Annotated in this window: 19 protein-coding genes and 1 pseudogene; 7 read left to right on the top strand and 13 right to left on the bottom strand. The window is 40.1% G+C overall.

The genetic code is table 11. The annotated features are described in order from the left end of the window. Positions 1-104: 104 nt before the first annotated feature. Entirely contained in the window at positions 105-920 is an 816-nt protein-coding gene (locus IQ274_RS19085) for an alpha/beta fold hydrolase (RefSeq protein WP_194143113.1), read from the top strand. A 39-nt stretch (positions 921-959) separates the two neighbouring features. Next, positions 960-1,733 (top strand): DUF4437 domain-containing protein, encoded by a 774-nt coding sequence (locus tag IQ274_RS19090; protein WP_194143114.1) that lies wholly within the window; start codon positions 960-962, stop codon positions 1,731-1,733. Between the two features lie 69 nt (positions 1,734-1,802). On the opposite strand, the gene IQ274_RS19095 is transcribed toward IQ274_RS19090, so the two are convergent. Then, positions 1,803-3,278 carry an amidohydrolase family protein gene (locus IQ274_RS19095; RefSeq protein ID WP_194143115.1) on the bottom strand — a complete coding sequence of 492 codons (1,476 nt, stop codon included), beginning with the start codon at positions 3,276-3,278 and terminating at the stop codon, positions 1,803-1,805. 119 nt (positions 3,279-3,397) lie between these two features. On the opposite strand from IQ274_RS19095, the gene IQ274_RS19100 reads away from it, so the two are divergent. After that, positions 3,398-4,192 (top strand): aspartyl/asparaginyl beta-hydroxylase domain-containing protein, encoded by a 795-nt coding sequence (locus IQ274_RS19100; RefSeq protein WP_194143154.1) that lies wholly within the window; start codon positions 3,398-3,400, stop codon positions 4,190-4,192. 47 nt (positions 4,193-4,239) lie between these two features. On the opposite strand, the gene IQ274_RS19105 is transcribed toward IQ274_RS19100, so the two are convergent. After that, on the bottom strand, positions 4,240-4,983 hold the full coding sequence (locus IQ274_RS19105; RefSeq protein ID WP_194143116.1) for an arylmalonate decarboxylase: 744 nt from the start codon (positions 4,981-4,983) through the stop codon (positions 4,240-4,242). A gap of 181 nt (positions 4,984-5,164) precedes the next feature. After that, positions 5,165-6,079 carry a DUF4437 domain-containing protein gene (locus IQ274_RS19110; protein WP_190933551.1) on the bottom strand — a complete coding sequence of 305 codons (915 nt, stop codon included), beginning with the start codon at positions 6,077-6,079 and terminating at the stop codon, positions 5,165-5,167. 56 nt (positions 6,080-6,135) lie between these two features. On the opposite strand from IQ274_RS19110, the pseudogene IQ274_RS38040 reads away from it, so the two are divergent. Both IQ274_RS38040 and IQ274_RS19115 read left to right on the top strand, forming a co-directional pair. Further along, positions 6,136-6,284 (top strand): annotated as a pseudogene (locus IQ274_RS38040) (alcohol dehydrogenase); the annotation flags it as partial. A gap of 41 nt (positions 6,285-6,325) precedes the next feature. Beyond that, positions 6,326-6,724: a nuclear transport factor 2 family protein gene (locus IQ274_RS19115; protein WP_114083467.1), complete on the top strand. Its 399-nt coding sequence runs from the start codon at positions 6,326-6,328 to the stop codon at positions 6,722-6,724. 22 nt (positions 6,725-6,746) lie between these two features. Here IQ274_RS19115 and IQ274_RS19120 read toward each other — a convergent pair whose 3' ends face one another. The 7 genes from IQ274_RS19120 to IQ274_RS36615 form a co-directional block, all read right to left on the bottom strand. Next, on the bottom strand, positions 6,747-7,223 hold the full coding sequence (locus tag IQ274_RS19120) for a hypothetical protein (RefSeq protein WP_163928337.1): 477 nt from the start codon (positions 7,221-7,223) through the stop codon (positions 6,747-6,749). A 155-nt stretch (positions 7,224-7,378) separates the two neighbouring features. After that, on the bottom strand, positions 7,379-9,772 hold the full coding sequence (locus tag IQ274_RS19125) for a response regulator (RefSeq protein ID WP_194143117.1): 2,394 nt from the start codon (positions 9,770-9,772) through the stop codon (positions 7,379-7,381). Between the two features lie 831 nt (positions 9,773-10,603). Continuing rightward, positions 10,604-11,185 (bottom strand): hormogonium polysaccharide biosynthesis acetyltransferase HpsU, encoded by a 582-nt coding sequence (hpsU, locus tag IQ274_RS19130; RefSeq protein ID WP_194143118.1) that lies wholly within the window; start codon positions 11,183-11,185, stop codon positions 10,604-10,606. Between the two features lie 17 nt (positions 11,186-11,202). Continuing rightward, positions 11,203-12,156, bottom strand: a complete 954-nt coding sequence (locus tag IQ274_RS19135; protein WP_194143119.1) for a glycosyltransferase family 2 protein — start codon at positions 12,154-12,156, stop codon at positions 11,203-11,205. 23 nt (positions 12,157-12,179) lie between these two features. Beyond that, on the bottom strand, positions 12,180-13,112 hold the full coding sequence (locus IQ274_RS19140; protein WP_194143120.1) for a glycosyltransferase family 2 protein: 933 nt from the start codon (positions 13,110-13,112) through the stop codon (positions 12,180-12,182). Between the two features lie 134 nt (positions 13,113-13,246). Then, the gene (locus IQ274_RS19145; protein ID WP_163928328.1) at positions 13,247-14,056 is read right to left on the bottom strand and encodes a hypothetical protein; all 810 of its coding nucleotides are present in this window, start codon (positions 14,054-14,056) and stop codon (positions 13,247-13,249) included. A 75-nt stretch (positions 14,057-14,131) separates the two neighbouring features. Continuing rightward, on the bottom strand, positions 14,132-14,326 hold the full coding sequence (locus IQ274_RS36615; protein ID WP_228058253.1) for a hypothetical protein: 195 nt from the start codon (positions 14,324-14,326) through the stop codon (positions 14,132-14,134). A gap of 126 nt (positions 14,327-14,452) precedes the next feature. On the opposite strand from IQ274_RS36615, the gene cobU reads away from it, so the two are divergent. Both cobU and IQ274_RS19155 read left to right on the top strand, forming a co-directional pair. After that, positions 14,453-15,028 carry a bifunctional adenosylcobinamide kinase/adenosylcobinamide-phosphate guanylyltransferase gene (gene cobU, locus IQ274_RS19150; RefSeq protein WP_012411865.1) on the top strand — a complete coding sequence of 192 codons (576 nt, stop codon included), beginning with the start codon at positions 14,453-14,455 and terminating at the stop codon, positions 15,026-15,028. 45 nt (positions 15,029-15,073) lie between these two features. Beyond that, on the top strand, positions 15,074-15,493 hold the full coding sequence (locus IQ274_RS19155; protein WP_194143121.1) for a hypothetical protein: 420 nt from the start codon (positions 15,074-15,076) through the stop codon (positions 15,491-15,493). A 234-nt stretch (positions 15,494-15,727) separates the two neighbouring features. Here IQ274_RS19155 and IQ274_RS19160 read toward each other — a convergent pair whose 3' ends face one another. The 3 genes from IQ274_RS19160 to IQ274_RS19170 form a co-directional block, all read right to left on the bottom strand. Next, entirely contained in the window at positions 15,728-16,447 is a 720-nt protein-coding gene (locus IQ274_RS19160) for a DUF4079 domain-containing protein (protein WP_194143122.1), read from the bottom strand. Positions 16,448-16,633: 186 nt separating this feature from the next. Further along, positions 16,634-18,292, bottom strand: coding sequence for a glycosyltransferase family 39 protein (locus IQ274_RS19165; RefSeq protein WP_194143123.1), 1,659 nt, complete (start codon positions 18,290-18,292; stop codon positions 16,634-16,636). Positions 18,293-18,483: 191 nt separating this feature from the next. After that, positions 18,484-19,278, bottom strand: coding sequence for a GNAT family N-acetyltransferase (locus tag IQ274_RS19170; RefSeq protein ID WP_194143124.1), 795 nt, complete (start codon positions 19,276-19,278; stop codon positions 18,484-18,486). Between the last annotated feature and the right edge of the window lie 18 nt (positions 19,279-19,296).

Here is a 19,296-nt window from a genome sequence, read left to right on the forward strand (position 1 = left end):
CAAAGATGAGATATTACTACGTTGTAGGGGTATAAAATTGTTATACCTTCCATGAACTGCGTGTATTACAACTAATTAATTAAGAACTGATTTATCAGTATGATATGAATAAACCAATCAAACGAGCATTTTTAGACACCGAAGATGGGCAGATTCTTTACCGTATCGGTGGTGAAGGAGAGCCTCTGCTTTTACTTCATCAAAACCCAAGGAGTAGTGACGAATTTCGTGAGCTAATGTCTATCTTTGCTCAGACAAGGTGTGTGATTGCAATGGACTTTTTAGGACTAGGTGATTCTGATAAACCTCCAAGAATGTACTCCACCGAAGATTATGCTAAAACTGTCATTGCCCTCTTGGAAGAATTAGGTATTTCAAGGACAAGCATCTTGGGAAACCATACGGGTGCTTTTGTGGCAGGAGAAGTGGCGGCAGCATATCCTGAAAAAGTAAATAAACTTATATTATGTAATGCTTTTGGCTTCGACGAAGAAGGAAAAGCAGCCTTATTAAAAAGATTTAATGACGGTTTCAAAATAAAAGCAGATGGCTCCCACCTTATGGAAAGATGGTCAGCCCGCGCCCTATATGTAGGCTCTCCAGAATTAAATCAACGTTGGGTTTTAGACGATTTAAAAAGCTCTGGCTATCCTTTATATGCGATTTGGGCTGTACAAGATTACTGTCTAGATGCACCAAAAAGATTTCAGTTAATCAAGTCTCCTACCTTGATTTTATGGGGAACTGAGGATATGAAAATCTTTGACAAGCTAGGTTTAGCCAAGGTAGAAAATAGATATTTTGTTTCTAAAGCAATTCCTCATAGCAAGGTGGTTGAAATTGAAGGTGGAACTATCTGTATGATGAATCAGTTAGCTGAAGAAATATCGCAGATAGTCATAGATTTTCTAGAAAATTAAAGTATTTAAAATTTTAGATAGGTATTTGACAAAAAGATTATGGCAAGAGATCATATTGAGTTTATTCAATCAGCAGATGTCATCCAAAAAACTTGGCTTGTAGATGGTTTGCTGGAAGGTGGACTGACACGTATCTTGAGTTTTGATACTGAAACTGGTGCGTCTACAGAATTAATTGAGTGGACACAAAACTGGGAGAATAATTCAGGTTATTTCAATTGCGATGTGGAAATCTTTGTCCTTAATGGAGAAATACGAATTGGGCAACTTCGCCTCGGACGCTACAGTTATGCCTTTATTCCTGAAGGTGTCTGTATTGAAGCATGGAATATTAGCGAAAATACTAAAGCTTTATGGATGCCTCAGCGCCGTCCTAGCTTTACGAAATCACTGAATGATTTACCAGAAGCAAAAAGAGAATTATATATACCCTCGTACAGTTCAGAACTGATTCCTTGGTCTGCTACTATCACCCCCGGCTTTCCCCCAGGAGCAATGAGAAAAACTTTACGGAAGGGGCTAGACGGTGGAAGAAGCACTTGGCTTTTAGGGTGTTTACCGCAGTTCGTCGAACCTTTTGCAGAGTATCATCCCATTCCCGAAGAGGAATTTGTCCTCCAAGGCAGCCTCACCACACAGGCTGGTCACATGACTCCAGGCTGTTACTTTTGGCGACCGCCATTGATTTCACACGCCCCAGCATACACAGAAACCGGATACTTTGCTTTAGTGCGAGGAGGGAACCCCCATCTTTCTTACCATGCCTGGGAACCGCCATTACATACATACTATCCTTGGGATTGGAATAAATAGATGCCGAACTTATAGAATAATTTTGTCTCTACTTTAAACTTGCAAATACTTTCATGTAGAGGGAATTATTCAAGGCTGGGAGCGTTTCAAATACCGCCCAGTGGGTGAACCTAAAACTTGCCCATTGTTATAAATAAGATTTCCACGCAAAAAGGTATTCTTTACCCGCCCAGTTAACTCTACACCTTCGAATGGTGTATAACCTTGTTGTGACTCAGACTCAGTAGCACTTACCACAAAGCTTTCATTGGGGTCTACCAGCACCAAATCAGCATCATAACCAATAGCAATATCGCCTTTTTCTAACAACCCAAAACGCCGCGATGGGTTCCAAGATAGCAACTTAGCCATCTGGTTATAAGACATCCCCCGCTTGCTACCTTCACTAAATACACCAGAAAGTAAATATTCTGTACCACCAAAACCAGACTTTGCTAACCAAATATTATTTGGATCTTTAGCACTTCTTTTTTGTTCAGCAGAACAGCAAGCATGGTCGCTAACTATCCAATCTACTTGATTGTTTAATACTGCTTGCCACAAGTATTCTACATCAGCGCGGGGACGGATAGGAGGGTTAACTTTTGCCCAAATACCATTAGGAGTATCGACATCTAATAGCAAATGTCCAACAGTAACTTCTCGCCGAAAATTAATATGGGGAAAAGCAGTTTGCATAGTCAAAGCTGCTTCCATTGCTTTACGCGAACTCAGGTGCAACAAATTAATATTTGCACAGTTAGTTTCATTAGCCAAATAAGAAGCAATACAAATTGCTAAACCTTCAGAATGAGGCGGACGCGCTGCACTATAAGCGTGTAATCCGCTCAGACTAGAATCATTTTCAACTATTTTGGTATAGGCATTGAGAATTTCTGCAACTTCACAGTGTAAACTCAAGCTGATAGTATCTCGCGCTTCTGGATGTTTTTCCATCAAGCGAGTTAGACCGCGCATAATAAATTCAAAATGTGCGAAGTCGTATCTTTCTTCTTTGTTAATCATCAAAAAGAGGTTTTGCTGGTCTGACAAACCATGCAACCCATATCCGCCATAAAACATGAAGATTTTAAACGAAGATATACCGTATTCCTCAAACAATAAAGGTATTTCGTCGATATGCTGGCTAGCTATAGGTGCGATGTGATAGGCGTAATCTACAAAAAAATTACCTGCGGATAAGGCCAAAACCTCTGGAAAAAAATCGCGGTAGGAGCCGCCTTTGTTGAGATAATACTGCCCTGTACGGATGTAATTTAAGCTGGTAGTTACGCCTCCCATTGCGGCTGCTTTGCTTTCAGTCAGAGCATCTTTATCAAGGGGTTGATAGATACCGACGTGCATGTGGGCATCCACGACTCCAGGAAAGCCTAGCAGGTTTTTGCCATCAAATACCTGTTTGCCTGTGTCTGCGCTAATATTAGAGGCAATCTGAGCAAATTTTCCATCCTTAATGCCTAAATCAAGTAGTTCGATTGCATCCTGATGAGGACGAACTACTCGCACATTTTTGATAATTTGATCTAATAGGGGAGTTTCAGACACAGTAGACCTCACACTAAAATGAGTTTAGTCAGGAATTCCAACATCGAATCTGGACGAAGACCAAATCCTATCATTATATATAACGGTTTTTTATGAAATCATCTTCAGGAGAAAAAACAATGGAAAGCTTTAATGAATATAATATAGACCCAAATCAATTTACTTTTCTCAAAATCTTTGAAGATAACTGGCAAGTGATTAGAGAAGAATTTAAACGCTTTATTAATCAGGCATCTAATGAAGAGCTAAAGTTAACTTACGATATTCTGGGGCCTAAAAGTAAAACGATTAAAACCAAGGGTAATGCAAAATACAGCGCTTTTGGTATTTTATTTCAAGGTCTTTTTATTGAACAATATATTCAAGCTTATCAAATACAATATCCTGATTATGGGCCAGATGAGGCATCAAAAAAAGCACTTTTATTAAGAGAGAAGTATTTTCCAAATTTAGCTAAGTTGATAAAAAATGTGAACTTTATTGATGATGATATCATCAGAAATGTCTATTATGGTACGTTCCATCCAGGATTAGATATTAAGCTACATGTAAACTATAACCCTCATACAAATCGTGGGTATTTGGGATTAATAGTTCCAGAGGGAGATGTGGCTATGAAAATATGCCACGATCAACTTTATTGGCATGAAGGAAAATTCCTGGTTTTAGATCATAGCTATCCACACTGTCCACATAATTACACTAATTATGATAGAACTGTTTTGGTTGTTGACTTTTTTAAACCGGATAAGCCTAGAGATGAAGTGATCCGATTTGAGAAAGAGCAAGTCACACAACGGATGCAAGATAATCCTTACAGCTTAGGTGTTTTTGGGAAAAGCGATAAAGCTCAAGAAGAAGATTTTATTAAATATGGTTTAGCTCATCAATTAGAGTGGGATAAAGCTTTATAAGCTTAATTATGATCTTCAAACTGGTTAGGAAGAATAATTCACCATTTTCAAAATTCTCTCAAGAGTCTCCCATACCCGTATACTCGATCTTGGATGTTGTTATGTCGTAAGGCATACCACCAAATTGCCGCGTTAATGGCAATGACCGGCTTTCCGAGCCACCGCTCCGCTTCGTCGGCAAGCTGGAGCATACTCAAATTGGTACCCATCTGCACGATCGCATCTACGTCATCACCATCAAGTTCTTGAAGATAGTTGCGAAGATCATTTTCGGAGACTTCAGCGATCGCTATTGCAGTAGGACAACGCAGCCCTTTCAACCGGACGACCTCTACCTCAATATCACTGAAGAAGCCGCATAATCTGTCGTCAGCTACAGCCTGATAAGGGGTGATGACGGCGATCTTGTTTACTTTGAACGCTTCGAGAGCCGCCTGACACGCCGAGCCACCCGCAGCCACTCCAAGACCAGTATAATCCTCAAGCCGTTTCACAAACGCTTTGTTCCCCTTAAGTCCTTCCCAAAAAGTCTCGGCACTCATTGCCATGATCAAGTAGTCGATACCAGCTGTCATCACGCGATCAACCGCGAAGAAAATTTCGTTGTCGATCTGCTCCAGAATACGCACCATCTTTTCGTCACTACTCAAGTCTTGATCGCGAATATGAATCCGGGACATGTGGGATGTAACACCCCGTACCGCCATTGCGTGAAAATCTGGTTCGACGATCGTGTTTGTGCTGGGCGCAAGCACGCCAAATTTTTTGCGCCACCCTAACGCATCTGTCATTGTGGAGTACCCGTGGATATCGCTTATGTCAAGGTATACCGACTATACATGAACTTGCCCCCAGAACGTGAAAAATTCTGATGGAATCGTAGTAAATTCTTTGTTGTCTAAAGGTTATTTTGCTTGTGGGATGAGTATATTGCGATCGCCTAATTACTTACCCTGCTTACTGGTTGTATTTTCAGGAGTGGGATTTGTTGCGATCGAGTGCAGCCTGGAGACGTGCCTGATCTTGTTGAGTAATATCTGGGTTATGCAGTATCCAATAACAGTCTAGGCGGTCATTCGTGCGAAACAAAAGTAATGCTCCGCTTTCTGTCCAGAACGGGCCGTGTGGAATGTGTGCTGGTCGCCAGTAATAGCCATCTTTGCACATTGCCGTATAGCGTCTATTAAAAGGATCATCGCTCATAGACCAATGTCCAAGCACATCTCCACTGATGACATAAGCCTCCTCAGTAGTAGGATGACCAGCATAGAAATTGCCTTCAGTCCACATCGGTACTAAGCCTAAAATCCACGTGGCGCGTCCGGTTTTTTTATTGGTATACAGGCTTTTACGTGCTGAACCAGGAGGTAAAAAGGTTGTGCTTTCCCATTTCATCGCGTGGAGTTCTTGCAAAGGAACATACTCAGTCATCCGTTCATGGGTCTGCATATTCACATGATATACAGAAGTTTCCGGGATTTGCTCAAGGCTTGCGTAGTCTTCTGTGATATAAGTGGGGGTAGCATTTGGCATCCACAAGATGATGGTGTCTTCTTCCGTTTTCCAAGGGCCAGTAGGTATGCCATCGGGGATGAAAGAGTAACTGAGATTGCGTAGTCTAAACCCACCTTGGCAAAGTGTGCCGGTTAACACAAAAATTTCCACATCAGTAGTAAAATGACCAATCGGTGCGCTCCAACCCTTTTTCAGGACGACTCGCTGTGTAGATTCACCTGTACTTTCGTTGACGGATAGAACCTGTGCAGTACCATGTTTACCAATAAAAAAGTTTTCTACATTAAAAGGCACTTGTGGAAAGTTAAGAACTGAGTTGAGTGATTCTTCAGTTTCTACATGTTTGCGCCCTGTAGAGATGTTATTGTTCATTTTAATACCTGTGTCTGAGTGGGGAAGATTAAAATTATTATCGAGTGAATATGAGATTTTATGAATATATAGCAAAGGCACGCGATCGCATCTTTTACCTGTTATACATGAACTAACACGGTTTCAAGGCATAGAATCAATACCCGAAGCTGTAGAATATCTCTTCAGTGGTCAGAATTGTGGCAAAGTAGTTGTGAGGTTTTAAGTCACACAACATTAGTCTATATCTAGTTAGGGTGGGTGGGAATGACACAAGACTCAGAAAATACTTTAAAAGTTGCTCGACAGGCATTTGAGCATCTTACCTATGGTATGGCAACTGGAGAGTGGGAAGCATTGTTAGATATGCTTACAGAAGATTTTACCCTTTGGTTTCCAATGGGTAAATTCCACGGTTTGAATGTCGGTAAACAGCGAGCTAGGGAATTTTTTGAGTACGTTTTTGAAGCATTCAGTCCTGGTTTGAACCTGACTGGTTTAGACCGTGTGACTAGCAATGAAACAACGGCTGTTTTTGAGTTTCGAGATGAGGGACTTTTGTTTGGACAGCTTTACAAAAATCGGGTAGCGGTTTCTTTTGATGTGCGTGGAGACAAAATTTGTGGCTATAGAGAATACTTTGGCAGCGATGGTAAATCCTATTAAATAATTCGTAATTACGAATTATTTAGTTTCTCTCAGGGTTGAGTTTGTTGATTTCTTTACACTTAGCTTCTGCGGCTTGATATGCTGCCAAATAGTCCTGACCACCCAACATTACATCACCATAATATTCATAAGGTGGATCGCCATAGATTGGCAATGGTTCATCTTCTGGATAATCTTCTTTCGATTCTTCAATGATGGCTTTCAATTTTTTAACCGTTAGCCTTTGTGCCGCAAAATACCAGAGTTCTTGGGGATTTTTGTTCAGGTGCGGTAATGTAGGATCGATAATGCGTACCTCTAAGGCATCACCTAGCTCAATCCAACTGTGTTCAATCGGCCTGTATGGCTTTCCTACAAAAGTTAAAAATCCTTGGACATATCTTGCTCCCTCAGTAGACAATGCTGCTTTATAAGCATTATCAAACGGAGTGCTAGCTCTGCTGTTTATGCGTTCAGCAGTTTCGATTGACAGCGTTTCATCCAGTAGTTTGTTCATCAATAGCAAGGATTAGAGCAGCCATGAGAATATATTACCACTCATGGGCACTGGGGAATGGGGAATGGGGAATGGGGATTGGGGACTGGGGATTGGGGAATGGAGAATGAGGTAGAAATAACCAATGACGAATGACAAATGACAAATGACAAACTCTACTTTGTATTAATCACCATCTGTAAATTTCTTAACAAGTCGCTTGAGGTGTAGGGCTTGGATAAAAGGGTTTTGACACTATTACCAAGGATTTTAATCATTTCATGATTGGAAGCTAATCCACTAACACCAATAATTTTGATCTCTGGATTAATTTTTTTCAACACATTGATGGTTGTTGGCCCATCCATGTTTGGCATCATCATATCAACTAAGACTACACTAATTTCTTGTTGATATTCTGTATATAGTGCGATCGCATCAATACCATCACTAGCTACTATAACTTTATAGGCATTTTTTTCTAACCAGCTTTGAGTAACCTCTCGAATTGAATCTTCATCGTCAACAACGAGAATCAGTTCTCCATGCCCCGGTGGTAATTCATCTCCAGATAATTTACCATCTGTCTGCATTGTTTGCGTGACGGGTAAGCAAACTTGAAACTCTGTGCCTTTGCCCACGTCAGTCACTACATTCACAAAACCGAAGTGGCTTTTGATAATCCCAAGCACTGTTGAAAGACCAAGCCCTGTGCCTTTTCCAACTTCTTTTGTTGTGAAAAATGGCTCAAAAATTCTATCTACTATTTCTCTCTTAATTCCTATGCCTGTATCACAGACGCTAATCATTACATAAGAACCTACCTTAGCATCAATATTCATTTTGGCATAGTGACTATCAACCCAGAAATTCTTTGCAGAAATCTTTAAGATACCGCCATTAGGCATGGCATCACGAGCATTAATACATAGGTTCATTAGCACTTGGTGTAACTGAGTAGCATCGCCAAAGATATTCCATAAGTTTTGCTCAGAAACATCAGTACGGATTTCAATAGCTCTAGAAAATGTTTGTTTAATAATATTTTCAATTTCTGAAATCAAATATCGCACCTGTAAGGTTTTAAAGTTCCCTACAGAGCCGCGTGAAAACCATAACACTTGTTTAACTAAATCTGCGGCGCGTTTAACATTTGTTTCCATAATTGTTAGCCATTGCTGGCTTTTTTCATCTGGAAGCTGTGCCTCTAACAGTTGCACTGTCATCAACATAGGTGTTAGTGCATTGTTAAGATCGTGGGCAATACCACTTGCTAGCGTGCCAAGGCTCTCCATTCGCTGGGCGCGGAGAAACTGCGCTTCAAGTTGTTTTTTCTCTGTAATGTCGGAGTTGACAATTAAGACGGATTTAGCTTGTCCCTCATTATCATTTACCAGTGTCCATCGGCTAGCAACGATAATCTCTTGGCCTTGTTTGGTAACTTGATATAACTCACCTTGCCAGGAACCATGTTCAACTAAAGTTTTCTGGATGTTTTTTAGTTGGCCAAAACTTTGCTTTTGATACAAAAACTGATTGGCATTCTTGCTCAATACTTCTTCTGCCATCCAACCGTATAGATGTTCAGCCCCTTTATTCCAAAATTGAATTTTGTTAACCAAATCTTGAACGATAATTGCGTCTGTGGTGATATCGAGCCAAGCTGCTTGCTCACGAATTTTTTGTTCTGCACTTTTGCGTTCACGTAGCACAGCTTGCTGTTCGGTAATATCAATTACAAAGCCCGCCATCCGAGCAACTTTGCCTGTAGAGTCTAAAAAGATATACCCGTTATTTTCAACTGTGATGTAAGTGCCATCTTTGCGAGCGACGCGAAATTCAAGGTGGAATCGCTCTTTTGCGGATAAAACACGGTTAATCTCTTCATTGAATAATTTTCTATCATCAGGATGAACTAACTCTAACCAACGCTTCAAACCTCCTACCATCTCAGGCATAGAGTAACCTAATATTTGCTCTACATTGCCACCATATTCAATATCGTTGGTATCCAAGTACCAGTCGTAGAGAATCTGGCCACTCGCTTGAATTAGTGCTTGGTAGCGATTGTTCCACTCGTCTAATGCAGCTGAATGACATCCCAGTTCTTCTTCTACTCGTTGGCGCTCAAAGATTTCTATTTCTAAACGTTTATTTTGCTCTGTAAGTTTTTTTGTGAGGTTCCGTAAACGTAAATGGATATTTATCCTAGCTAAAACTTCTTTATGTTCTAGAGGTTTAGTTATGTAATCTACTGCCCCAAGATTCAAACCTTTGATTTGATCTATCTTATCGGTTATAGCAGTTAGAAATATTACTGGAATATCTTGAGTAACTGGATTTTTTTTCAAAAGTCTACAAGTTTCAAAGCCGTCAATTCCTGGCATTAATACATCCAATAAGATTAGGTCAGGTAAGGCATTTTCTGCAATTTCAATGGCATTCATTCCATCTTCAGATACTAAAACCTTCAAGCCGTAATACTCTAAAAGCTTGAATAATATCTCTAAATTAATAGGGGCATCATCAACTATTAAAATGACATTTCTTCCATCTTTGTTAAAATTCATACTTGCCTCCTATTAAATTTGTTTTAAATTTATCGAATTTGTTGATATTTAAAATCTTTGGCAAGTTGACGAACATGGTTGGCAAAGGGCACTTCATCACCTAATTCTTCGGGAGCATTCCAATGCAAGCAAATTAACCAAGATGATATATATTGTTATTACGATTAATTCTCTAACAAGATGCTAGGTGAACGCTCCATTTTATTAGGTACCCTGCGAGAACGTCAAAGGCGATCGCAATAACAGCTTATACTTTTACACATTTGGGTGACTCTCACTTGTGGGAATGAGAAAAAATTTTGCTAATTAGGCTATCTCCTGGCTGATTTGGTGCATCACATCTTCTGCTAGATTTTTTAGATATGCACGAATTTTGGACTAGAAAGCAAAAAGATTTAATTAAAAGTAAACTATCTCCAGGAAATACCTGTATAAAGCAGAGTTATAGGTGAATACAGTTCAGTTAAGTATTTCTTCTTTTTTTTTGCATCTTTTGTCTCCTTCTCTGCAAGACGCTGCGCGATGGGCGGTAGCTTGCGGTAAGCCCTACGGGTGACGCTCGTACCGACGCTCGTTCCTCTCTACGAGACGCTGCGCGAACGCTATCGCTACCGCTACGCTAACGCCAGTTCCTTTATGCCGGGGAACCCTTCCATCGGACTGGCTCACCGCTTTGCATCTAGGTTATAAACAATTGACTTTAGAGTTTTAGCCTTAACTGAACCTTATTGGTCTATATTCTATGCAATTGAGAACCGCTATAAATAAAATATGTAGAAAATTTAAGGTAGCCCAGCTAGCTGGGCTACCTTACTATCTTTATCTATAAAATCACGGGGTTGTAGGGGTATCAAGTTTTATGCGACTCGTCTTAGGACGACAGGGGCTTCCCCAACAAACCTGTCCAGAAGGCATATTCGTCAAAACAGTACTACGAGCGCCAATCACAGCATTAGCGCCGATTTGCACTCCCGGTCCAACGAAACAATCTGCTGCTACCCATGCACCATTGTTAATAGTGATACTCGCTGTTTTTAACCCAAAAGCAGGATCTTGGAGATCGTGACTACCAGTACACAGGTAACTTTTTTGGGAAACTACGCAATGTTCACCGATGTTGATCTGATCGAGGCTGTAAAAAACTACGTTATCTCCAATCCAACTGTAATTGCCAATGGTAACTTTCCAAGGATAGGTGAAGCGGGCGGTGGGTCGAATTAATACACCTTTGCCGATACGAGCGCCAAATAGTCGTAGCAAAGCACAACGCAGAATATTTAACGGTTGAGGAGTAAGGGGAAATGCGATCGCTTGTACAAGCCACCACAACAATACATACCAACTTGGCCGTCCCCGATCAAACCAAGATTGGTCATATTTGCGTAAATCTACAAAAGGTTCGTCATTTGTCATTGGTCATTAGTTATTTATCAGGAGTCAATGGTCAATAGCTTTACTTCTGCTCCTCTGCTCCCCTGTCCTGCTCCTTCCTTTGGAGTGTTTGCAGTATTTAAATGACCACCACAATTACGTAATTCGTAAAGTTTAACGCCAATTTGATATTCATATTGACTCAGCAAGCGTGCATAAATATATCCAGCTTTGCCATCCAAAAAACCGCGTTGAATTATATAAAATAAAACAAACCGTAAAAAAGGTTTAAATGGCAGGTGTACCCATACTTTTTTCAAAAAGCGCTTGCGTTGGACTGCATCACCAAATAGATTCGCGCCGATGGTGCCGCTATCATCTTTACCTGTGAGAATATTAAAATAAACGCTGGCTTCCCAGTTGGAATAACGATTGTGCCGTTCTAGCCAATGATAAAGATCGCGGAAGTCCTCGTGGAGCATATCATTTTTGAGATACCCAACTTTGCCCTGCAAAATCACATGTTCGTGAACTTCGTTGTCACCAGTATTAGGAATATCTTCTGTATTTAGGTTTTCGTAGCGGCCTTTTTTATGCTGAAATAAACGAAGATTCCAATCGGGATATTTTCCACCATAACGAATCCATTTTCCTAAGAAAAAGACGCGGCGGTTGAGGTAATAACCTGTATATTCCTGATTTTGAATTGCTTGGTCAATTTCTTCCCAAAGTTCGGGCGTGATGCGCTCATCGCAATCTACAATTAGCACCCATTCGTTTCGGAAAGGTAAATTATCTAAAGACCAATTTTTCTTTTTGGGCCAACGTCCATTGAAGTTGAATTGCACAACATTGACACCGTGGCTTTTCGCAATTTCAATGCTGTTATCTGTACTTTGAGAATCTACTACAAATATTTCATCTGCTCTGCTGAGGCTAGCAAGGCAGGCTGGTAAGTTTGCTTGTTCATTTTTTGCCGGAATTAATACAGAAACTGGTATTTTAGATGACATATCAGTATAAATTATGTTATTGGTTATTTCTTATTTGATGTGAATAAAAGACCTTGAATAGCTGCATTTAAGTAACCAATCTGACCGTAAGCATATACAAGTTTGTCAAACCGTTCTGCTGGATCAGAAAAATATTGCAATGCTTTATACAAGCCACGCACAAACCGTTCGCTACCTCGCTGCAATTGAGCGATTCCAGCTTTACCAGCGAGTTGTTCTCGATAGCATTCACTGATACCCTGCCACCAGCCTCGATTTAAAAACCAAGTGCGTTGTAGGCGTTCTGGGGCAACATTGTGAGCAACCAGCGCTTCAGGAAGATAAGCAACTTGCCAACCACGCTGTAGGGCAAATTCGGTCATTTGCAGTTCTTCATTTGATAATAGATTTTTCCCCACTCGACCAAGATGAGGATCAAAACCGCCAATTTCTTCTAAGAAACTGCGGCGGATGGAGTAATTTAAGCCTCTGGGTGTTAAGCCAGGTTGCTCGATGTAGATGTTACTGTCACCCAAGTCGTATGCACCCAGATTTGCAGCTAGCCCTGGAGATAGCCATCGTGGTTGTTCGATTCCTGGGGGCCATAAGAGAGTGACTTTGCCACCTGCGATCGCTAGTTTAGAATTATTGTAATAGGCAAAATATAAAACTTGTAGCCAGCCAGGGCTAGCAACAGCATCGTCATCTAGATAAGCCAGAATGTCGCCACTAGCTACTTTTGCACCTGTGTTGCGGGCGACAGATAAACCGATAGTGGGTTCAAATACATACTTCAGGCGCGGATTGTGGGCCCTTTGTTCTACAACCTCACGGGTGCGATCGCTAGAGCCATTATCAACTACCACAATTTCAAAGTCAGCAGCAAAATCCTGCGCTAAAAGACTATCAATTGCAGCCCCTAAATAGGTATCTCGATTGTGGGTACAGATAATGGCAGAGATTTGGGTGTCTGGCATAGATTTTATTTTGGATTTGAGATTTGGGATTTTAGATAAAAATCTTAAATCCAACGCATACCTGCTGAGAGTTAATCTAAACCAAAAATTACCGACCCACCAACCGAGTTTCTTCGGAAATAATCTTTAAAACTTCACGTTTGTTGAATATGACTGTGTAAAACTACAAGTGTTTGGGCCAGTTGACTCAGGCGGGTTTCTAAAGATTGCTTGCGCCCCAACAGTTGACGTAACTTTTGGTAACGTGCGATCGCCATACTAACATTGGGAACCTGATCTGCTGGACATGGGCGTGACCAGACTTTACCAGCATCGTCTACACCACAGAGGCGGTAGCCAGTAATCGATGATTTATAAGATACTTTCCCACCAGTAGCGCAAATTTCTTCTACGTAGTTCATCAGGCGGTCAACTTCTGCATGGCGTAGTGTTGCGGTTCCTCCCGGTTCTGGTTCGCTGGGATTAGATTCTAACCAGCCATTCACAATTGGGCCTTCTAAGTAAATATCCTGAATTTGGTTCAAAATATTTTGCAGTTCTATTTGCCAACCAGCAACAGTTTCCTGAATTTCTTGTAATAGATTCATCGCCAATGCTGGATTTGCTCCGTGGCGATGGTTACTAAAACTCGGAGTTTTTAACTTGGGTAAGCTGGGCGCTTTGCCACCATTCTCTTGTGTTTGAAAGGTTTGCACAGAGTCATGGTGAGGAAAGAAATTCTGTTCAGGAGGATAATCGCTCTCAGTATCTACGCCCAATTCAACTGTTTGTTCTTCCTGAGATGATGGAGTTTGTGTACTTTCTGCGGATTCGTTGGCTCCGACACTGATTCTAAAAGAAAAAGGCCGTTTTGTTGTCGAATCAACTGCTTCGGCGGCAGAGGCAGTGCCGCGATTCCCTAAATCGTGTAGAGTTGCTTCTATGCGTTTTAAGCCTGCGTTCATAAAGACATCCTAAAATTTTGCTGTCCCCAATGGTGTTGAAGAAGAGGCAGGGGGGCAGGGAGCAGGGGGGATAATTCAGATGGGAATTCGACCCAATAGAACTAGAACCACACTTGGTTGTTGTAGGGGAATCAGACCCATGTTCTGCTTCACTCCACAGCAGGGAGCAGGGATCATTTTCCCTTGCTCCTTTTCCCCCTGCCCCCTGCCTCTTGTTGAATCATTAAGAATGGGGTTGTTGGGATTTTCGGCTTTTGCCAGTTGTGACATCAATGATGTTGGTGCTAATTTTATCCCTTAAAAGTTATTTGAAACCAAAAATCTCGCCGATAAAGTAAAAACTGTGGCCATAAATTGCAACTAGCTACTTATTGTTAAAATACTCAGAAAACAACTTTGGGTAAAATCATCTTGGTAACAGGGCCAGCACGATCTGGTAAAAGTGAATGGGCGGAAACTCTGGCTATGGAGTCAGGGAAAGCAGTTGTTTACGTAGCAACAGCGACTGATAACACAGATGACCAGGAATGGCATCAACGTATTTTAGAACACCAACAACGCCGTCCTCAAGACTGGGTAACTCTATCCGTACCTATAGAACTGTCTGCTACTCTCGCCGATGCCAAACCCTATACCTGCCTTTTAGTAGATTCTTTAGGAACTTGGGTTGCTAATCTCTTAGAGGAGGACGAATCTAGCTGGGAAAATATTGTTGTAGAGTTATTAGAGACAGTGGAGTTAGTTGCTGCTGATGTGCTGTTTGTAGCAGAAGAGGTAGGTTGGGGTGTGGTACCAGCTTATCCCCTTGGAAGGATGTTCCGCGATCGCTTGGGTTCTTTAGTTCGCCAACTAGCTGCCCTTAGTGAAACTGTTTATTTAGTAACTGGTGGTCATGTTCTCAATCTTAGTGTCCTTGGTTCGCCATTGCCAACCAAAGAGGATACTGGAGTATTCAGAAGTCAAGATTCTTAACTATTGATTCAAATTAATCCAAAATCTAAAATCTAAAATTGTCTTATGGCAACCAAACAAGAAGTTAGAGGATACCTTGCCTACTGGTTTCAGTTGGGTAAGAAAGTGATTACGAGCAACGGCAAGGCAAGCATTTTGCCCAAATCGGTGCTAAATGGCGATCGCTATAGTGAAGAATTTGAAGAGTGCTGGCAGAAAATGATTGCGCCTGAATCAGGTGATTGTCATTTAGAGGGTACGCAAGAAACCATTGCTGAATTGTTGACACCAGCATGGGATATGGTTCCTTGTGGTCGTTGCAGTATGCCAGTAGCCGCGCGAAACGTCGGGATGCCGGCATTGTTATGTCCCTGTAATAGTTTACCTAACTGGCCTAATACAGAACTGCCAGCACCACGAGAGCCAATTAAGACTCAAGATCAACTTAAAACAATTCGCGATCGGCTTGTAGATAATATTGCTTAAAAAAGAAGCAAGGGGCAGGGAGTAGGGGGACAAGGGGGACAAGTTTTCTCCATCTTCCCTGTCTCTTCTTTATGCCCAATTCCCAATGTCTCATTCCCCTTGCCTCTTCGTTGAAGAAGAATCCAGAATCCAGCAATCTTTGAGTGGGGGATTCAAACCCGCCACTATATTTTAGACTGCTGAATCTTAAGATATAGAGAAATTGAATAATAGATTTATTGAAAATCTCTTAGTTCACTTTGGTGGTAAAGAATTTTGCATTAGACAAGTTTTATTAGCAAAATCACACTGATAAATATAGGATTCTTGCCAACTTAAGGGAATTTCTAATAAATCTCGCGTTCCTGTCATACCTTGTCCAATAAATAGCAACAAAGCAATGCAGTTTAAAATCGTATGAACGATCCGCCAGCGATTGGATTTATCTTGATAAATATCTTGAACAATAGCTAATGAAAAAATCATTAGCAGTGCTGCGGTAATACCAATATAATAATGTGACCAATACCACTCATTGGTACGGCGAAATACTCCATCTTGACAGCCTAATATGACTAAACCTGCACCAGTTAAAGTAGCAAAAGCTGCCCGCCACACTCGCGGCTTTGCCCGATAAAGAAATACTAAAGAGGCGATAGTAGCAGCTAATATTAATAGGATAAAAACAACTTGAAAAGGTGTTTTATTCCATAATTGATTGTTAATAATATTTTTACCAATAGGGTAGCTTAATCCGATTAAAGTTAATCCGACAACCGCACTTGTTAGTCTTTCACCTAATTGCTTATGTTCTACACCCACTACTGGAGGAATTTTGCTCTTACTCCCGGCTAAAATTTGCAATCTGCGTTGGCGTGTTTGCCAAGCAAAATTAATCACTGTCCCAATGAGTGGAAACACGAATATGATTGCGATCGCTGGATGTAAAAGACCAAGAAAATCTGCTATTCCCATACAACACCTTTAAATTAATCTCAACTGACAATTTAAAGCATCGTAGTACCACTTAAATTAATTTTAGATAAGAATCTGGTGAATATTTATTTTTGTTATTTTTAGCTATTTTTAAGCAAGTAAAAATTTAAATATCTTTGAAACAATTAAGTATCTAAAAACTAAACTTTTCTCATAACCTGATAGTCAATGAGCAGATAATTTCGTCTTGCGGAGAATATCACGTTGGCGTACACTGCGAGGTTTAGCTAATTTCCAAACCGAATAATATTTGTCACTATAAACAATGTCTGTTTTTAAATTATATTTTTTTTCTATCGTTTCGCGCCAAGTGTCTGAAGGATTGAATAAAAAAACATCAGCAAACCTATCAGGAATTTTAGGAATTTTTTGATTTTGAACCAATAGAAATTGTACCTTTGGCTCCAAAAGATAGCTCAGAGAAAAGACATTTCCATAATTATTACCCAAAGCATCACTAATCAAAAGTGGGCGAGTGGTCAGATTGATGATTTGGGCAACTTTGGGATTGCCATAGCTTATACCCTTATTCCACCAAGTTTCTGCTTGAAAATTAACCTTACAAGAAATTAAACCACAAATAATTACTAATCCGACGAGCGCATACCCAAGATTCTGGCGTGACATGCTCTCATTATATATTTGTGTACCTAGTAAATAAGCAACAGCTACTTGAATCCCTAAATAAGATGGTATGAAATATGGTTCAGATGATTGTATACCCTCAACCATTAAATCTGGCAGTATTAGAGGCAGTGCTGGCACGACAATTAATATAATAATAAATAACCAAACTTTATAGTTAGTTCTTTGGCAAAGGAAATAAATTGAATATCCTACAAATATGAAACAAGTTAATGTAATTAAATAGTTAAATTGATTATCTGAACTCAGATTTATATCAAAAAATATTCGGCTTAATTGCATCAACAAAAATTCAAATCTAGGCATCAAAGATGACTGTGGTGTTGCCTTATCTGCTGAAATCAAAAATTGGAAAAAATCACCTATCACAACCACGAGCCAAGGCATGAAGGCTAAAAAACCTATCAATGATGCTAGAAGATAAGTTCTGACAGTTGAAGAGAACTGGAATCTGGCGGTAGTAATAACATAAATTCCGTGAGCAACTGCGACAAATGCACTCCAAAGAAATGTATAAAGACTGATTGCCAAAGTTACTGCATAAATACTCCAGATAGTAAATATTTCTGGCTGTTGTCGTTGTTTTGCTAGCTGATCTTGATCTTGTGATTCCAGGCGTATTGCTCGCAGCAAAGAAGCGCTAGATAGTAATATGGTGACTAACCAGAGAATATATTCTTGTGCTTCTTGGGCGTATACTAGTTGAATTGGAGAAATTGCCATAAGTGCGATCGCTACACCAGGAACCAATAGCGGCACATTAAATAATTCTCGACATAGCCAATAAACACCAGGAAAAACCAGCAAACTGATCAAAGCAGATAAACTTCTGATTGCCGTCACCGAATTACCAAAAATTTCCAACCACAATCTGGCTATTATGTAATAAAGCGGTGGATGCAAAGAATCTTCTTTAGCCAAAGTCATGATTGTGTCATTCAAGCTTTTTTTATTTACCCCTTGAAACTGAGCAAAACTTTCTTTGCCAATGACACTACCATTAAATAGTTTGTTTTGTGCTTCAGTTCTTGTATGACCAGAAATTCGCAATGAGGTATAGGTTTCATCATGGGAGTAAACCTTGGTATCAAGGTTAAAAAAGCGAAACAATATACCCATTGTCAATAATAAAATAATTAAAAATCGCAACCAACTCGGAGCAAATTTGAGGTGGCGCATAAGTGTTTTTCCCAATATTTTGTCTAAAATAATCCAGTCAGGCGCACTACTAGATGAAGTGTCGCAGCTACGCCCATCATCATAATTCGTAATGGGCTACGCCCCGCTACGCTAACGTAATTCGTAATTACGAGTTATATCTAAGTCTGTTCATTACACATCCCAAGGGATGTTAGGACTAAAGATAATTTTTACAATATTTGATAACGCCATCTAGCAAAGTCTTTGGTATTAGATATGGTTAAAAAATCAATAGTTTTAAAGTGTCGATCGATAGCGGGAATACTGCATATTTTAGCTCCAATATTCAAGTATGCCTGCAAAATTTTAGGAATTTCCACATTATACGAGTCTGGACAATTTTGGGGCAGTTCTAGACAAGATTGTGAATTTGGATAAACTAAAATACTTGGATGCATCAAGCCATTGTTCTGAAAATAATTATAAGTGCAAATAGCTTGCGAAGGAGATTGCGTTAGTAATGATGCACAGCCAAAGAAGTATTGATTTTTACTCCAGATCAGATAATTTGCTAGCCCTTTCCATAATAGTAAAAGTGCCTGACTGTTGCGATATTCTTTAGCTATACATGCACGCCCAACTTCAACTGATGCCTGAAGCACAGAATTAGGAATTCCATTCAGATTAAATATATCGGCAGCATCAAAGCCTAGTCTTTGAGAAGCCATTATATAGGTTTGCATCCGATAAGTTCCAATGGTTTTACCCGTTTGTTTGGAAATCATGATTAAATGATGGCAAACCGCATCAAACTTATCTATATCCATCTGCGTAAAGTTAGAAGCAGAAAATCCCAAGCCTAGTTCTAGATTAAAAACTTCAAAGCGTAACCGAAAGATTGATTCTAATTCTTCTTCGGTTGAAGCCAGTCGTAGGGTATATTTTTCAGTTTGAAGTATGGGAAAATCTTCAAAAGAGGGAGGAGGATTCAGTGAGTAATTGATGTTGCATCCAGAAACTTCCATCTATCTTCCTACTTAGAT

The sequence above is a fragment of the Nostoc sp. LEGE 12447 genome, assembly GCF_015206985.1.
Classification (GTDB): Bacteria; Cyanobacteriota; Cyanobacteriia; order Cyanobacteriales; family Nostocaceae; genus Nostoc.

Coding starts and splice junctions, on each gene's coding strand:
- IQ274_RS19085 (WP_194143113.1), top strand. CDS start 105: ATGAATAAACCAATCAAACGAGCATTTTTAGACACCGAAGATGGGCAG.
- IQ274_RS19090 (WP_194143114.1), top strand. CDS start 960: ATGGCAAGAGATCATATTGAGTTTATTCAATCAGCAGATGTCATCCAA.
- IQ274_RS19100 (WP_194143154.1), top strand. CDS start 3,398: ATGGAAAGCTTTAATGAATATAATATAGACCCAAATCAATTTACTTTT.
- IQ274_RS19105 (WP_194143116.1), bottom strand. CDS start 4,983: ATGACAGATGCGTTAGGGTGGCGCAAAAAATTTGGCGTGCTTGCGCCC.
- IQ274_RS19110 (WP_190933551.1), bottom strand. CDS start 6,079: ATGAACAATAACATCTCTACAGGGCGCAAACATGTAGAAACTGAAGAA.
- IQ274_RS19115 (WP_114083467.1), top strand. CDS start 6,326: ATGACACAAGACTCAGAAAATACTTTAAAAGTTGCTCGACAGGCATTT.
- IQ274_RS19120 (WP_163928337.1), bottom strand. CDS start 7,223: ATGAACAAACTACTGGATGAAACGCTGTCAATCGAAACTGCTGAACGC.
- IQ274_RS19125 (WP_194143117.1), bottom strand. CDS start 9,772: ATGAATTTTAACAAAGATGGAAGAAATGTCATTTTAATAGTTGATGAT.
- hpsU (WP_194143118.1), bottom strand. CDS start 11,185: ATGACAAATGACGAACCTTTTGTAGATTTACGCAAATATGACCAATCT.
- IQ274_RS19135 (WP_194143119.1), bottom strand. CDS start 12,156: ATGTCATCTAAAATACCAGTTTCTGTATTAATTCCGGCAAAAAATGAA.
- IQ274_RS19140 (WP_194143120.1), bottom strand. CDS start 13,112: ATGCCAGACACCCAAATCTCTGCCATTATCTGTACCCACAATCGAGAT.
- IQ274_RS19145 (WP_163928328.1), bottom strand. CDS start 14,056: ATGAACGCAGGCTTAAAACGCATAGAAGCAACTCTACACGATTTAGGG.
- IQ274_RS36615 (WP_228058253.1), bottom strand. CDS start 14,326: ATGTCACAACTGGCAAAAGCCGAAAATCCCAACAACCCCATTCTTAAT.
- IQ274_RS19155 (WP_194143121.1), top strand. CDS start 15,074: ATGGCAACCAAACAAGAAGTTAGAGGATACCTTGCCTACTGGTTTCAG.
- IQ274_RS19160 (WP_194143122.1), bottom strand. CDS start 16,447: ATGGGAATAGCAGATTTTCTTGGTCTTTTACATCCAGCGATCGCAATC.
- IQ274_RS19165 (WP_194143123.1), bottom strand. CDS start 18,292: ATGCGCCACCTCAAATTTGCTCCGAGTTGGTTGCGATTTTTAATTATT.
- IQ274_RS19170 (WP_194143124.1), bottom strand. CDS start 19,278: ATGGAAGTTTCTGGATGCAACATCAATTACTCACTGAATCCTCCTCCC.